General features: G+C 64.9%; 12 protein-coding genes and 2 pseudogenes. 6 read left to right on the top strand and 8 right to left on the bottom strand.

The genetic code is table 11. From position 1 onward, the window contains the following. Positions 1-42 precede the first annotated feature (42 nt). The 4 genes from G4Z14_RS06550 to G4Z14_RS06535 form a co-directional block, all read right to left on the bottom strand. On the bottom strand, positions 43-1,185 hold the full coding sequence (locus G4Z14_RS06550; protein WP_164624001.1) for an ABC transporter substrate-binding protein: 1,143 nt from the start codon (positions 1,183-1,185) through the stop codon (positions 43-45). Between the two features lie 86 nt (positions 1,186-1,271). After that, on the bottom strand, positions 1,272-1,820 hold the full coding sequence (locus tag G4Z14_RS06545) for a 3-hydroxyanthranilate 3,4-dioxygenase (RefSeq protein WP_164624000.1): 549 nt from the start codon (positions 1,818-1,820) through the stop codon (positions 1,272-1,274). 15 nt (positions 1,821-1,835) lie between these two features. Then, a complete protein-coding gene (locus tag G4Z14_RS06540) occupies positions 1,836-2,792 on the bottom strand; it encodes a dihydrodipicolinate synthase family protein (protein ID WP_164623999.1) in 957 nt (318 codons plus the stop codon). Next, positions 2,789-4,255: an NAD-dependent succinate-semialdehyde dehydrogenase gene (locus G4Z14_RS06535; RefSeq protein ID WP_164623998.1), complete on the bottom strand. Its 1,467-nt coding sequence runs from the start codon at positions 4,253-4,255 to the stop codon at positions 2,789-2,791. Before G4Z14_RS06535 ends, G4Z14_RS06540 begins: the two co-directional genes overlap by 4 nt. A gap of 98 nt (positions 4,256-4,353) precedes the next feature. On the opposite strand from G4Z14_RS06535, the gene G4Z14_RS06530 reads away from it, so the two are divergent. Next, a complete protein-coding gene (locus G4Z14_RS06530) occupies positions 4,354-5,286 on the top strand; it encodes a LysR substrate-binding domain-containing protein (protein WP_164623997.1) in 933 nt (310 codons plus the stop codon). A gap of 57 nt (positions 5,287-5,343) precedes the next feature. Then, complete coding sequence (pcaF, locus tag G4Z14_RS06525; protein WP_164623996.1) at positions 5,344-6,549, top strand: 3-oxoadipyl-CoA thiolase; 1,206 nt, start codon at positions 5,344-5,346, stop codon at positions 6,547-6,549. A 76-nt stretch (positions 6,550-6,625) separates the two neighbouring features. Here the strand turns inward: pcaF and G4Z14_RS06520 are convergent, their stop codons facing one another. Both G4Z14_RS06520 and ribA read right to left on the bottom strand, forming a co-directional pair. Next, a complete protein-coding gene (locus G4Z14_RS06520; RefSeq protein WP_164623995.1) occupies positions 6,626-7,126 on the bottom strand; it encodes a L,D-transpeptidase family protein in 501 nt (166 codons plus the stop codon). After that, positions 7,123-8,208: a GTP cyclohydrolase II gene (ribA, locus tag G4Z14_RS06515; RefSeq protein WP_164623994.1), complete on the bottom strand. Its 1,086-nt coding sequence runs from the start codon at positions 8,206-8,208 to the stop codon at positions 7,123-7,125. The genes G4Z14_RS06520 and ribA overlap by 4 nt, the downstream gene beginning before the upstream one ends. Before the next feature lie 157 nt (positions 8,209-8,365). Between ribA and G4Z14_RS06510 the strand changes: the two genes are divergently transcribed. After that, complete coding sequence (locus G4Z14_RS06510) at positions 8,366-9,052, top strand: response regulator transcription factor (RefSeq protein WP_164623993.1); 687 nt, start codon at positions 8,366-8,368, stop codon at positions 9,050-9,052. A 171-nt stretch (positions 9,053-9,223) separates the two neighbouring features. Here G4Z14_RS06510 and G4Z14_RS06505 read toward each other — a convergent pair whose 3' ends face one another. Then, a complete protein-coding gene (locus G4Z14_RS06505; protein ID WP_164623992.1) occupies positions 9,224-10,435 on the bottom strand; it encodes an MFS transporter in 1,212 nt (403 codons plus the stop codon). A gap of 228 nt (positions 10,436-10,663) precedes the next feature. Between G4Z14_RS06505 and G4Z14_RS06500 the strand changes: the two genes are divergently transcribed. Next, positions 10,664-11,452, top strand: coding sequence for an exodeoxyribonuclease III (locus G4Z14_RS06500; RefSeq protein ID WP_164623991.1), 789 nt, complete (start codon positions 10,664-10,666; stop codon positions 11,450-11,452). 6 nt (positions 11,453-11,458) lie between these two features. Here G4Z14_RS06500 and G4Z14_RS06495 read toward each other — a convergent pair whose 3' ends face one another. Next, on the bottom strand, positions 11,459-12,211 hold the full coding sequence (locus G4Z14_RS06495) for a sulfotransferase (RefSeq protein ID WP_164623990.1): 753 nt from the start codon (positions 12,209-12,211) through the stop codon (positions 11,459-11,461). Positions 12,212-12,514: 303 nt separating this feature from the next. On the opposite strand from G4Z14_RS06495, the pseudogene G4Z14_RS06490 reads away from it, so the two are divergent. Together G4Z14_RS06490 and G4Z14_RS06485 are read left to right on the top strand one after the other, a co-directional pair. Beyond that, positions 12,515-13,545, top strand: a pseudogene (locus tag G4Z14_RS06490) (IS110 family RNA-guided transposase). Between the two features lie 84 nt (positions 13,546-13,629). After that, a pseudogene (locus tag G4Z14_RS06485) lies at positions 13,630-14,976 on the top strand (helix-hairpin-helix domain-containing protein); the annotation flags it as partial. Positions 14,977-15,102 lie beyond the last annotated feature (126 nt).

Genomic DNA, 15,102 nt, shown 5'->3' with positions numbered 1-15,102 from the left:
GCCGGAAGGCGACACCCTTCCGGCCCGGCCAGGATCGACAGATCACATCTTGCAGTTGGCAGCGTAGACGTCGCCCACCGCTTCGCGGATCTTTTCCTTGGTCACGACCTTGGGATTGCCGGCTTCGTCCGCCTCGATTGCAGTCATGTACCAGTCCTGCACCGGATGCTGGTTCGGGCCGAAGGCAAAGCTGCCGCGGGTCGAGGCGAACTCGGCCGCCTTGATCGCGGCTTGCAGCGCGGCCACGTCGCCGTCGCCGCCTGCCTTGACCAGCGCAGAACCGATCAGCAGCCCGGTGTCATAGGCCTGCTGGCCATAGGTGGTCAGCGGCACGTCCGGGTGGGCCGCGGCCCAAGCGGCGACCATGGCCTTCGAGGCTTCGTTGTCGAAGTCGGCATTCCAGTGCGTCGTGCCGGTCACACCGACGGCCGCCGGGCCTACGGCCTTGAGGATCACCGCATCATAGGAGGGCTCGGACAGCACCATGGGAACGGTGCCCAGAAGCCCTGCCTGCTGATATTGTTTGAGGAAGGCGATGCCCTGACCGCCGGGGTGGAACTGGAACACCACCTGCGGGGCCTTGTCGCGGATCTGCGCCATTTCGCCAGCGAAATCGGACTGCTCGACGCCGGTGTAGATTTCGGTCACTTCGCCGCCAAACTCGCGCTTGAAGCCCTCGATGGCGTCCTTGCCGGCCTGATAGTTCGGGGCGAGGGCGACCGCCGTGGTATAGCCCAGTTTCTTGGCCGCAGCGCCCGAAGCCTCGTGCAGGCTGTCGTTCTGCCAGCTGACGACGAAATAGTTCGGATGGCACTTTTCACCCGCCAGCGGCGAGGGGGCGGCATTCGGGCTGACATAGATCGCACCGGCATCCAGCGCCTCGGGCACAACCGCGCCCGACACATTCGAGAACACGATGCCGGTCAAAAGCTTGATGCCCTCTTCGTTCAGCATCCGGTCGGCCACCTGAACCCCGGTGTTCGGGTCGCGCCCGTCGTCTTCCACCACCAGCTCAAACGCCGCGCCCGAGGCTTCCAGCCCCAGCGTCAGCCCGTCGCGGATCTGTTCGCCCAAATAGCCCGCAGGGCCCGACAGTGTGGTGATGACGCCAATCCTTGTGCCTTCGGCATAGGCCGGCACGGCCAGCGCGACAAGAAGGCTGGCGGTGGTCAAAAGTCTTTGCATCTCATTCTCCCGGTTAACGATGGAATCTTGTTCTTGTTGTTGCCGTCACTGTGACAGGCTTGAAAATTATTTCAAGTCTAAAATATCTACAGCTTCACCCACCCCGCCGGAGGCTTTTTCCCGGGGTGCAATTCGCCGCAATTCGGGCAGGTGCGCAGCGCCTCGTCGGCGTAGAAGGCGACATAGATCGGCGGCAGGTCATCGACGATCGACTCCAGATCCACCTCGGCACGATGCACGCGGGCGCTGCAGCCGAAGCAATACCATTCGATCGCATCCAGAGCGCCCTCGGGGCGGGCGGGTTCGATGACAAGGCCGATGGAGCCTTCCTGCGGCCGCTGCGGCGAGTGGCGCATATGGGCGGGAAGCAGGAAGATGTCGCCCTCACGGATCGGCACGTCATAGAATTCGCCCGTCGCCGTATCATGCAGTTTCAACAGCATGTCGCCCTTGAGCTGGTAGAAGAACTCCTCCACCGGGTCGTCGTGATAGTCGCAACGCTCGTTCGGGCCGCCGACCACGGTGACCATCAGGTCGGCGTCCTTGAACACCAGTTGGTTGCCCACCGGGGGTTTCAAGAGATGTTTGTGCTCGTCGATCCAGGTCTGGAAATTGAAGGCGCTCAGGCGGGTCATGTGGCTCTCCCCTCGTCAGGCCAGTTTCAGGCCGCAGGTTTCAAAGGCTTTGCGGGTCAGGGTCTTTTCGTCCTCGGTCAGCTCCAGACTGGGAGGGCGCACCCGGCCGCCCACCTGGTCCAAAAGCTCCTGCCAGTATTTCTGATGGGCATGGGGCTTTTCTGCGGGCCGCGTGGATTTCAGCGCATGGCGCACGGGCTCCAGACTGTCACGAATGGCCCGCGCTTCTTCCACGCGGCCCGCAAAAGCCGCATCGGTATAGGCGCGCATCCGTTTGTCGGCGGCGGTCTGGAGCAGGTAGGGCGGCGAGGAACAGAGATAGAGCCGCCAGTTCAGTTCCAGAATATTCTCCAGCCATTCCTCTTCCGAGGCCGTAGAAACGATCATCCGATCGCCAGCCAGTCGTGAAAGCTCTGCATACATCGGCCTTGGAACCGAATATTTGATCGCTACAACGGTTTCGATATCGGCCAGCCGGTTGCAGAGCTGAGGCGGCATCAGATAGCCGCTGTCGGGATGCGACCAGAGCGCAATGCCGATGTCGACCTTGCCGGCAATCGTTTCGTAATAGCGGATCAGGGTCTCGTCCTGCGCCTTGTAGAAATGCAGCACCGGGGCGTGCACCACGATGTAATCGGCGCCGCAAGACTGGGCGTGTCTGGCCAGATCAATCACCACATCCATGTTCTGATCCGAACAGGACATGATGGTCTGCGCCCGGCCATCCGCCGCCTTCACCGCCAGATCGAAGGCGCGCTTGCGCTCCTCCAGCGACATCGCAAAGAACTCGCCCTGCTTGCCGGCGATGAAGAAGCCGTCGATCCCCAGATCCCGGATCCAGTGATCCATATTTGCGGCAAAGCCTTCCTCGTCGATCGACAGATCGTCACGAAAGGGCATCAGCGCGGCGGCCCAGATGCCTTTCATATGGGCAAAGGCATGCGACTTGGCGTCGTGGCGGGCGTATTTCACGGCTTGGCTCCTGAAACTGTTGGCTCATGGTCAAGCTCCATCTTGTGCGAGATGGTCTTGGTCACGGTGTAATGGTGCAGCCCCTCGGCCCCGCCTTCGCGGCCATGGCCTGAGTATTTCACCCCGCCAAAGGGCACCTCGGCCACGCTGGCCTCCAGCGTGTTGATCGACAGGTTGCCGGCCTCGATCCCCTGGGTCAGCCGGTCGACATTGGCCGCCGAATGGGTAAAGCCATAGGCGGCAAGGCCGAAGGGCAGGGAATTGGCGCGGGCGATGGCGTCGTCAAGGTCGCGCACCGGGTTGATGATGGCCAGTGGGCCGAAGGGTTCTTCCCGCATCACCCGGGCATCGTCGGGCACCTCGGCCAGCACGGTGACGGGGAAGAAATAGCCCGGCCCGTTCGGGCGCGTGCCGCCGGCCAGAACCTTTGCCCCCTTGGCGCGGGCATCCTCGACCAGCGCCTCCAGCGCGGCGATCCGGCGATGGTTGGCCACCGGCCCCATCTCGGTTGCCGGGTCCAGCCCATTGCCCATCCGCACCGCTGCGGCGCGGTCGGCAAAGGCCTTGGCAAAGGCCTGATAGCTTTTCTCCATCACGAAAAACCGGGTCGGAGAGGTGCAGACCTGCCCCGAATTCCGCGCCTTGCGCACCGCCGACATGGTGCCTGCGGCCGCCGGATCGACATCATCGCAGACGATCACCGGCGCGTGGCCGCCCAGCTCCATCAGCACCGGAGTCATTGCCCGTGCCGCCATTTCCGTCAGGTGGATGCCAACCGAGGTCGAGCCGGTAAAGGCGACCACCCGCACCCGGTCCTGCGGGATCAGATAGCTGGAAATCTCGGCAGGGTTGCCGAACACAAGGTTCAGAACCCCGGCAGGCAACCCCGCATCCTGAAAGGCCCGCGCGATGTGCATGGCGCCCGCCGGGGTTTCCTCGGCCGCCTTCAGGATGATCGAACAGCCCGAGGCCAGTGCGCCGGCCACCTTGCGTGCGGGCTGGCTCAGCGGGAAGTTCCACGGCGCAAACCCCGCCACGATGCCGGCCGGTTCGCGGATCACCGAATAGCGGATGCCGGGGGCCGAGGGCACCACATGGCCATAAAGCCGCTGCGCCTCACCCGCGTCCCATTCGAAGAACTCCGCCCCGCGGACCACTTCCATGCCGGCCTGCGCCAGCGGCTTGCCGTTCTCCAGGGTGATCGACGGCGCGATTTGCGGCCCGCGTTCCCGCATGAGACTGGCCGCTTTCAGGATGATCTGCGCCCGGATGCGGGGGGCGGTGCGGCTCCAGATCTTGAAGCCACGCTCGGCGGCTTCCAGCGCATCGTCCAGATCCGCCCGGCGCGCAATCGGCAGGCGGCCGATCTCCTGTTCGGTCGCCGGGTTCAGGACGGGCAGTGTCTCGGCCGCCTTGCGCCAGCGGTTGTCGATGAAAAGCTGAAGCTCGGGGTAGTCGGTCATTGCGGGGCCTGTCAGTTGCCTGCCGCGATTAATCCGCACTGGCATATTGAAGGCAAATGAAGTATCAGGCTTTGACTATTCCTGAATGGAATATTGAAATGGCCTCCCGCCCACGTCCGCTTCGCCTTGAAACCCATCTCAGCCTGCGGCTTCTGACCCTCGTTGACGCCATCGCCCGCGAGGGTAGCCTGCTGGCCGCCGCGCAAGAGGTTGGGCTTACCCAATCGGCAGTGACCAAGGCGCTGCAAGAGGCCGAGGCCATCGTCGGCACCCGACTGTTTGACCGCACCAACCGGGGTGTCCGCGCCACGCAGGCCGGCGCGGTGCTGGTTGCCCATGCCCGCCTTGTCCTGACGCAATTGCGCCATGCCGGGCAGGAACTGGAGGACATGCGCCTGGGCTCTGGCGGGCGGGTGGCGGTGGGGGTGCTGGTGTCGGCGGCGGTCACGCTGCTGCCCCGCGCCATTGCGCAGGTTCGGAAAGCGCGGCCCAATCTGGCGGTCAAGGTGATCGAGGGCACCAATGACGTGCTGATGCCCCTGTTGCGCGCCGGGGAACTGGACCTTGTGATCGGCCGTTTGCCCGGCTTTTCCAGCGGTGCCGGGATTGCCGAGGAAACCCTGTGCGACGACCATGCGCAGATCGTCGTGCGGGCCGGGCATCCCTTGCTGTCGCGTCGGGGGCTGCGACTGGCGGACCTGCTGGACGAACCCTGGATATTGCCGCGCCAGGAAACCTCGATGCGGCGGCAGATTGACGAGGCGTTTCGCGCCGAAGGTCTGCCGCCCCCGGCGAACTCGGTCGAGTCAGTGTCGATCCTGACCAACCGCTCCTTGGTGCTGCTGGCCGATTATCTGGTGATCTGGCCGGTGCAGCTGGCGCGGTTCGAGGCGGCGCAGGGGCGGGTGGCCGCCCTGGACGTGGCGCTGCCCGCAACCCACCGTCCGATCGGCATTTCCACCCGACGGGGTGCGCGTCTGTCCCCGGCCGCCGAAACCCTGATTGCCGCCCTGCGCGAGGCTGCCGCGTGAGGCGCTTGCAATTCCTTCAAACTTGAAAGACCATAGGCCAATCCGAAGGAGGCCGCCATGACCGACGCCTATATCTGCGACTACATCCGCACGCCGATCGGCCGCTATGCCGGGGCCTTGGCGCAGGTGCGCACCGATGATCTGGCGGCAATCCCGCTGGCCGCGCTGCTGGCGCGCAATCCCAGCCTGAACCCAGCGGCGGTGGAGGAGGTCTGGCTGGGCTGTGCCAATCAGGCGGGCGAGGACAACCGCAACGTTGCGCGCATGGCGCTGCTCTTGGCCGGGCTGCCGGAAACCGTGCCGGGTGCCACGGTCAACCGGCTTTGCGGCTCGGGGATGGAGGCGGTGTCGGCCGCCGCCCGGGCGATCAAGGCCGGCGAGATCGGGCTGGCGATTGCCGGGGGGGTCGAGAGCATGACGCGTGCGCCGATGATCCTGCCCAAGGCCAGCACGGCGTTCGCGCGCACCGCCGAGGTGGCCGACAGCACGATTGGCTGGCGCTTCGTGAATCCGAAGATGCAGGCGGCCTATGGCACCGACTCGATGCCGGAAACCGCCGAGAATCTGGCGGATGAGTATGGCATTTCCCGCGCCGATCAGGATGCCTTTGCACTGCGTTCGCAGCGGCTGGCGGGGGCGGCGCAGGCCAACGGACGGTTTGGCGCCGAGATCGTGCCGGTGACAGTGGATCTGGGGCGCGGCAAGACGGTGGAGGTGACGCAGGACGAACACCCCCGCGGCGACACCCGACCGGAAGACCTGGCCAGGCTGCGGCCGATCACCCGGGCCGATGGCACCATCACCGCGGGCAACGCCAGTGGCGTCAATGACGGGGCGGCGGCGCTGCTGATTGCTTCGGCAGAGGTGGCCAAGGCCCAAGGGCTGAAGCCGATTGCACGAATTCTGGGGGCCTCCAGCGCCGGGGTTGCGCCGCGCGTCATGGGCTATGGCCCGGTGCCGGCGGTGCAAAAGCTGCTGGCGCAGCATGGGCTGAGCGTGGCCGATCTGTCGGTGATCGAGCTGAATGAGGCCTTTGCCGCGCAGGGGCTGGCGGTGCTGCGCGGCCTTGGCATTGCCGACGACGACCTGCGCGTGAACCCCAACGGCGGGGCCATTGCGCTGGGGCATCCCCTCGGCATGACCGGGGCGCGGATCACCGGCACGGCGGCGCTGGAACTGGTCCGGACCGGCGGGCGTTACGCGCTTGCCACCATGTGCGTGGGCGTCGGGCAAGGGACGGCGGTGCTGATCGAACGGGTCTGACGGGGCGCTCGTCGAGCATGTCATGCACTCCTCGCCGGGGCTTTCCCGACGAGTGTACGACGTACTCGAGGAGGGGTCAGCGTACGATCAGCCTTGTGCCGGGGGTGATGCGGCTGGCAATCCAGCGCAAATCACGCGGGGCGAAGGCCACGCAGCCGGCCGTGGGATAGCCCATGCGCCGCCAGCGGTGCAGGAAGATCGCCGAGCCGCGACCCGGCACGGCATGGGGCCAGTTCCAGTCGGTCAGCAGGACGAGGTCATACAGCGGGTCCGCGCGGCGCAGGGCCTCATGGCTGAAACCATGCGGCGCGCGGACCATCTGGTTATAGTCGCTGTCCTCGGGGTCATCCGACCAAAGGTCCATCGGCCCGATCGGCACGGCCCAAGGCTGCGGCGGGGCGATGCGGTCGGGGCGGTAGAGCATGCCGGTGATGCGATGGGTGCCGGTCGGGGTGCCGCCATCGCCCTCGCGCTTGGCGCTTGCCTTGACGATGCCGCCGCGCCCCAGCATGCAAGGAAATACCCGGCCCATGAAGCGCACACCCATCGGGGTGACGACCAGATCAAAGGGCGTCACAGCAGATGCCCGGACTTGGCGGCCTTGGTGGCGAGATAGGCGGCGTTCTCGCGCGTCTCGCCGACTTTCAGCGGCACCCGCTCTACCACGGTCAGCCCGCAGGCCGAGAGCATCGCCAGCTTCTTCGGATTGTTGGTCAGAAGCCGCACCTGCGAAAAGCCCATGCGTTTCAGGATCTCGGCGCCGATGCGGAAGTCGCGTTCGTCATCCTCGAAGCCAAGGCGGTGATTGGCCTCGACCGTATCAAAGCCCTGATCCTGCAGAGAATAAGCGCGCATCTTGTTGGCAAGGCCGATGCCCCGGCCTTCCTGATTGAGGTAAAGCAGAACCCCTGCGCCTTCCTCGCCCATCTGTGCCAGCGCGGCGCGCAATTGCGGGCCGCAGTCGCATTTCAGGCTGCCCAGCACGTCGCCGGTGAAACAGGCCGAATGCAGCCGCGCCAGCACCGGCTTGTCGCGGTCGGGGCGGCCGATCTCGATGGCGTAATGCTCGGCCCCGCCGTCGTCGGGGCGAAAGACATGCACCCGCCCCGCGTGACTGGCCACCATCGGCAGGCGGGCCGAGATCACCGGCGCAAAGGGCGCAAGCCGGTCAAGCGCGGCGCTGTCCTGTGTCGAGACCAGCGTCAGGCCATGGGTGGCGGCAAAGGCCAGACCGTCCGGCACCGGCACCAACACTGCCGCCGGCAGGAGCTGCGCCGATTTCGCCAGCGCCAGCGCCAGACGGTGCAACCCGGCATCGCCATCGCGCCGACTGGCCAGCGGCCCCTTCATCGGCAAGCGCAGATCATCCGCCGGATCGGCCACCGCCAGAATCCAGCGCAGATCGGCGCCCTCCGGCACGGCGATGCGGGCCAGGTCGTCGTCATAGGCGCGCGCTTTCAGCGTCTCGGCCCGGCGGGCGGTGAGGGCAAGATCCAACGGCCCAAGCGCGCGCATCTGGGCCAGCCGCTCGGCCGTCAGCGCCTCGACGGCGACGGCGGCCATGGCGTGTCCCGCGCCTACCAGCACGACCGGCAGGCCCAGCCGCAAATCGCCGCGCGCGCGGGCCAGCGTTTCGGTCTGGTTGGGGCCTAGGGTCATGTCGTTCTCCTTGCCCATTACATAGGCCGGACGTTACGGAATTGAAACACAGGGCCGCATCCCGACACGACCGCGTGAGGGATTTGTTGCAATTCTTGCCAGACCGGGAAGCGGGGCGCATCTGTGGCGCAAGGGCAGGCGCCCGATGGAGGCATGAATGGCAACGCTGCGGAAAATCCTGCTGGTGGACGACGACGACGACCTGCGCGAGGCGCTTTCGGAACAGCTGGTAATGACCGAGGATTTCGACGTGTTCGAGGCGCGCAACGGCGCCGAGGGCATGGAGAAGGTGAAGCAGGGGCTTTACGATCTGGTGATCCTTGATGTCGGCCTGCCTGACACCGACGGGCGCGAGCTGTGCAAGCGGATGCGCAAATCGGGCGTCAAATGCCCGATCATGATGCTGACGGGGCATGACACCGACTCTGACACCATTCTGGGGCTGGATTCGGGGGCGAATGACTATGTGACCAAGCCCTTCAAGTTTCCGGTCCTTCTGGCCCGCATCCGGGCGCAGCTGCGCACGCATGAACAGTCGGAAGACGCGGTGTTCCAGCTTGGCCCCTATACGTTCAAGCCGGCGCAGAAGCTCTTGGTGGATGCCAAGGACAAGAAGGTGCGGTTGACCGACAAGGAAACCAACATCCTGAAGTTCCTTTACCGGGCGCAATCGGGCGTGGTGGCGCGCGATGTGCTCTTGCACGAGGTCTGGGGCTACAATGCCGGGGTGACGACGCATACGCTGGAAACCCACATCTACCGGCTGCGCCAGAAGATCGAAGCCGACCCGTCGAACGCCCGCCTTCTGCTGACGGAAAGCGGCGGATACAAGCTGGTGGCGTAATTGGCGAAAAATTAACGGTCTGGGACTTATTGTTGCCCAGATCGTTTCCTATCTTGGGATCAGCGGGTGACCTCCTCCCTTGATCCCGCCTTCCTTCCCCTCGCCGTGTCGGGGTCATGACACGGCATCCCTCCCTGTTGGAACTGGCCGGGCGCTTGTCGCCCGGTTTTTTTATTCCAGCCGCAGGCGGAAGGCGGCATAGAGCGTCAGCGCCGCGGCGAGAAGGGCAGCCAGCCCATAGGGCAGCAGCACTGCGCCCGCCCCCTCGCCGAGGGCGATCAGCGCGCCGAAGACAAAGGCGCCAAAGGCCGCCGGCCCGGTGCCGAGGAAGCGGAAAGCGCTGTTGACGCGCCCCAGCAGCGGGCCGGGGATATGGCGTTGGCGATAGCTGACCTGCGCGATGTTCCACAGCATGCCGGTGAAGCCGTCCAGCACAAGCACCCCGGCGACCAGCCACAAGGGGGCGCCAAGGGCCAGCGTGGCCGAGGCGACGGTAAACCCCGCCATGCCGGTCACGATGGCCGTGGCAGGCGCCATGTGGCGCAACACCCAGGGGCCGATGAGGGTTGCCGCCAGCCCGCCGCAGGCGGCGGCGGTCAACAGGGTGCCATAGCCAAAGGCGTCAAGCCGCAGCACCCTTTGGCCATAAAGCACAAAGACCGCCCAGAACCCGTAGCCGAGAAAGTTGAACCCGCCGAGCAGAAAGGCCAGCCGCCGCAGTTCGCGGTCGCGCCAGAGCCAGAGGATGCCTTCCTTCAACGCGGCGATCGGGGGCAGCACCGCCTGCCCGCCCTCGCGCGGGCCGAGCCGCATCGCGGCGGTCAACCCGATGGCCGCCACCAGAAGCCCGGTCTGAATGCCAAAGGGCAGGGCCACCGCCAGCCCGATCAGGAACCCCGCCAGCGGAGGCCCCAACAATTGCCCCGCCAGTTGCTCGGTCGCCCAGAGCGTGCCATTCGCCCGCTCGAGCTGGGGCTTTGCGACGACCGAGGGCAGGAAGGTCTGCGCAGTGTTGTCGCGCAGCACTTCGGCTGTTCCCAGAAGGAAGGTCAGACCCGCCATCAGCAAGACCGGGCCGGTGCCGGGGCCAGCCAGCAGCGCCAGCGCGACCAAGGCCGTCACCAGCCCCACGCGCAGCGTGTCGGCGGCGATAAGGATGTGGCGATGGTCGTACCGGTCGGTCACTACGCCCGCGGGCAGGGCGAACAGGAACCACGGCAGATGCCGGGCCGCGGCAACAAGGCCGATCAGCAGCGGATCCCCGGTCAGCAGGGTGGCCAGCCATGGCACTGCCACCGCGGCCAGCCCGTCGCCGATATTGGTTGCCGCGGCTGAGGCAAACAGCAGGCGATAATTGCGGCTTTTCCAAAGACTTGTGGTCATGGCCGAACCATGACCGCCCGCTGCGTCCGCGTCAACTTGTGGCGCAACCCTCGATTGTGACCGAAAAACCATGACGCCTGTGCTTTTGATTTCGGTCAATTCGCGGAACGCTGATTCTGTGATATACAGAATCCACCTCCCTGTTGGACTGCGCCCGGCCCCGTTTGGTCGGGCTTTCTTTTTCCGCCCAAGACGGCATAAGGGGACGACCCGAACAGGAGATCGCCCATGCCCTTCACCCTCGCCACCTGGAACATCAATTCGGTCCGCTTGCGCGAAGGTCTGGTGGCAAAGCTGATGGCCGAGGAAGCTCCCGACATCCTTTGCCTGCAGGAATGCAAAAGCCCGGTCGAGAAGATCCCGGTCGAGCAGTTCCGGGCGCTGGGCTATAGCCACATGGTCGCGCGCGGGCAAAAGGGCTACAACGGCGTGGCGATCCTGTCGAAGCTGCCGATCACCGACGCGGGCGGGCAGGATTACGCCAGCCTCGGCCACGCCCGCCATGTCGCGGCCCGGCTGGAAAACGGCGTCACGATCCACAACTTCTATGTGCCGGCAGGTGGCGACATTCCCGATCGCAGCGAGAACGAGAAATTCGGCCAGAAGCTCGATTTCCTGACCGAGATGCGCGATGCCTTCCGGGCTGATGCGCCGGCGAAATCCATTCTGGTCGGCGACCTGAACATCGCCCCGCGCGAGGATGATGTCTGGGACCACAAGGCGCTGCTGAAGATCGTCAGCCACACCCCCATCGAGGTGGCGCATCTGGCAGACACGCAAGACGCGGGCAAATGGGTGGACGTGACCCGTGCCGACATTCCCGCGGGCCGGCTTTACAGCTGGTGGTCCTACCGCGCCGCCGACTGGAACGCCGCCGACAAGGGCCGCCGACTGGACCATGTCTGGGCCACGCCCGATATCGCCGCCGCCGCCCATGGCAGCCGCATCCTGCGCGCCGCGCGGGGCTGGGAGCAGCCTTCCGACCACGCGCCGGTCTTTGCCAGCTTTGATCTCTAGGTCGCCTCAGCGCGGTGGCAAGAGGTCCATCTGCCGGGTCTCTTGCAGATAGGCTTCCATTTCGGGCCAGTTCTCGACCCCGCTTTCGAAAGGCGCGGTGAACTGCTTGACATGATCCGAGGCCAGAAGCGCCCCGTCCCCCGCCGAGCCGAGAAAACCCATCAGCGCCTTGCGGCTTTCCACGGTGTTGAGCTGGGCGTAATCCAGCACATGCACCAGATCGGGGCCGCTTTTCTCCAGCGCCGTCTGCGCGTCCCGGGTCAGGTTGCGGTGGCTGCCCATGGATTTCTCGAACCGCTCGGCGTCAAAGCGGATCGGGCGTTTCAGATCCAGCCCGGCGTCCTTGTTCCGTTCGGTGACCACGAAAACCCCGGTCAGGTCGGCGCGCTCCATCGAGATGTAGCGCTCGACCGGATTGCGGAACAGGAAGACCTTGCGCCAGCCTTTCGAGTTGGTGATCTGCTGGTAGATCTTCGCCCGCGTCAGGTTGAAGCGGAAATCCTTGAAGCCAAGGATCTGCTCTGCCGCGTCGGTTTTCTTGCGCAGCCGGTTCAGTACGGCCATGCCCATCTCGTCGCGCTTCTGGGTGTCCTTCTTACCAAGCCCGACCAGCACCAGGTCTTCTGGCGGAAGCTCGACCTCGCTGCCCTTGAAGATCTCGCCATAGCAGCGAATGTCGGGGGCGGAATCCAGAAGCGCGCGCAGGTGGTAAGACCCGCTGCGGGGCAGGGTGACGATGACAAAGGGGGTCTTGCTCATGCCTGCCTGCAACCTTTAACGGCCCGTTTTGCAACAGCATAGAGCAAGCCTCCGGCCCTGTCACGTTGGCGGGAAAGCCGGTCGAACCCGGTGCGGCGCCGGGTTTGCGAGAGGGGCTTTGCCCGAGAGCCACCCCTCCCTCACGCTTGGTGCGCAGTTTGCAACCGGGCATTTGTTCCACTATTGTTCCGATAAACACTCTGCCGAGCCGCCCCGGAGTCGCCCATGTGCTGGTGTGGACGGCTCCTCACCCGCCTGCGCTATGGTCTTTGGAACCGCAGCCACGAAACGGAGGAGAGAGCGATGAAGAACCCACCAGTCCGCATCGGCATGGATACATCCAAGTCCGTCTTTCAGTTGCACGGGGGAGACGCCGACGAAGTTGTCGTCGTCCGCAGATCGTTCCGGCGATCCGAGATGATCCACTATTTCGAGACGCTGCCGCCTGCGCTCATCGCCATCGAATCCTGCGGCAGTTCGCATCACTGGGCGCGGTTGCTCACTTCGCTTGGCCATGATGTGAGGCTGATACCGTCGCAATATGTAAAGCCCTACGTGAAGCGGGGCAAAAACGATGCTGCCGATGCAGAGGCTCCTTGTGAAGCAGTCACCCGACCGAGCATGCGCTTCGTGCCAATCAAGTCGAAGGAACAGCAGGCAGCGTGTATGCTGATGACCGTGCGCGAGCCCTGGTCTCGGTCAAATCACAGCTCTCGAATGCGTTCCGCAGCTATGCGGCCGAGTTTGGCATTGTTGGGGCCGCCGGTCGGCAGAACGTCAATGCGCTGATACAACGCGTTCTGGAGGATGAGTCGTTGCCTGAACTGGCACTGGAGCTCTTCCGCTTTCAGGCCAAGGAATATGCCGCGGTCGAAGCACGCCTGGAAGAGATCGAAGCCAGGCTCATGAAATGGCACCGCGAGAATGAGGCCAGCCGACGCATCGCGACAATTCCTGGGATAGAACCGATCGGGGCGACGCTGTTCAGCATGAAGGCACCGCCGGCCGAGAGCTTCCGATCCGGCCGAGACTTCGCAGCCTGGATCGGTCTGACACCCCGGGATCATTCCACAGGCGGGCGTATGAGACACGGAGGCATCACCAAGACCGGTGACGCTGCCCTGCGATCCGTTCTGATCGTGGGTGCCACGGCACTGCTTAGGCATATCAGGGCTGGTCGCCACAAGCCAACAAACTGGCTCGCGGCACTGCTCGAGCGCAAACCACCGAAGTTGGTCGCGGTGGCACTGGCCAACAAGTTCGCTCGGATAGCCTGGCGGCTGATGGTGTCGGGCGGAATTTGCAGTCGACCATCTGATAGTGTGGCGGCATAATCGAGATCGGGCTCGAAGGGCGGATTGTCCCCGGATAGCCTTACCAGTCTTGCAGGACGCATGAGATGGAAAACCCAACTGGCCCTGCAGCTGATCGGGGATCTTATCGGCTTTCCCCGCCACCTTTCCCAGCACGTCGGCGGTTTTGTCATCACGCAGGGGCGCCTTGATGAGCTTTGCCCCATCGAGAACGCCGCGATGGAGGACCGCACCGTCATCGAATGGGACAAGGACGATATCGACGCGCTGGGGCTCTTGAAGGTGGATGTGCTGGGGCTGGGGATGCTGACATGCATCCGCAAGTCATTTCAATTGCTGAAAGATCATCGCGGGATCCAGATGGATCTGGCGACCCTGACGCCAGATCCGGACAAGGCCGACCCGTCCGGGGACAGCCCCGGGAACATTGCCCGGAAACAGGTCTATGACATGCTGTGCCGTGCCGATGCCATCGGGGTGTTTCAGGTGGAAAGCCGGGCGCAGCTCAACTTCCTGCCCCGGATGCGCCCGCGCCAGTTCTACGATCTGGTCTGCGAGGTCGCCATCGTCCGCCCCGGCCCGATTCAGGGCGGCATGGTGCATCCCTTCATCAACCGCCGTCAGGGCAAGGAACCGGTCGAAGATCTTGGCCCGGCGATGATGGAGGTGCTGGGCCGCACCTATGGCGTGCCGCTGTTTCAGGAGCAGGCGATGCAGATCGCCGTGGTGGCGGCCGGGTTCACGCCCGCCGAAGCCGACCGCCTGCGCCGGTCTCTGGCCACCTTCAAGCGCATGGGCACCATCGGCTCGTTCCGCGACCGTTTCGTCTCCGGCATGCTGGCGCGCGGCTATCAGGCCGATTTCGCCGCCCGCTGCTTTGCCCAGATCGAGGGCTTCGGCAGCTATGGCTTCCCCGAAAGCCATGCCGCCAGCTTCGCCCGGCTGGTCTATATTTCCGCCTGGTTGAAGCGCCACCACCCGGCGGTCTTCACCTGCGCGCTGCTGAATGCCCAGCCGATGGGGTTCTATGCCCCCGCCCAACTGGTCCGTGATGCCCGCGAGCATGGGGTCGAGGTGCGCCCGGTGTCGGTGGATCATTCGCAGTGGGACTGCACGCTGGAGGCACGACCCGATGGCGCCCTGGCGCTGCGGCTCGGATTCCGGCAGATCAAGGGGATGCGGGCCGAAGATGCCGACTGGATCGCGGCGGCGCGCGGCAATGGCTATCCCGATGTCGAAAGCCTGTGGCGCCGCGCCGGGGTGGGGCCGGAGACGCTGGAACGGCTGGCCGAGGCCGACGCCTTCACCCCGCTTGGCCTCAACCGCCGCGAGGCGCTCTGGGCCGCCAAGGGGCTGAGCGGCCCCGCGCCGCTGCCGCTCTTCGGGCTTGACGGCGAAGGTGGCATTGAACCAACCGTTACCCTGCCGCAGATGACCCTGGGGCAAGAGGTTGAATCGCCCCTAGATTTGTAGACGCCTTGCTTGGTAATTTTGGAAGCAAGGAGGACAAGATGTCCGGAGCTAAATTCACAGACGAGTTCAAGCGCGATGCCGTGGCCCAGATCGAGGATCGGGGTT

The organism is Tabrizicola oligotrophica (genome assembly GCF_011008935.1).
In the GTDB taxonomy this organism is placed as follows: Bacteria; Pseudomonadota; Alphaproteobacteria; order Rhodobacterales; family Rhodobacteraceae; genus Tabrizicola_A; species Tabrizicola_A oligotrophica.
The sequence above is the reverse complement of the archived record's forward strand: the minus strand, read 5'-3'. Positions and strand labels throughout refer to the sequence as shown.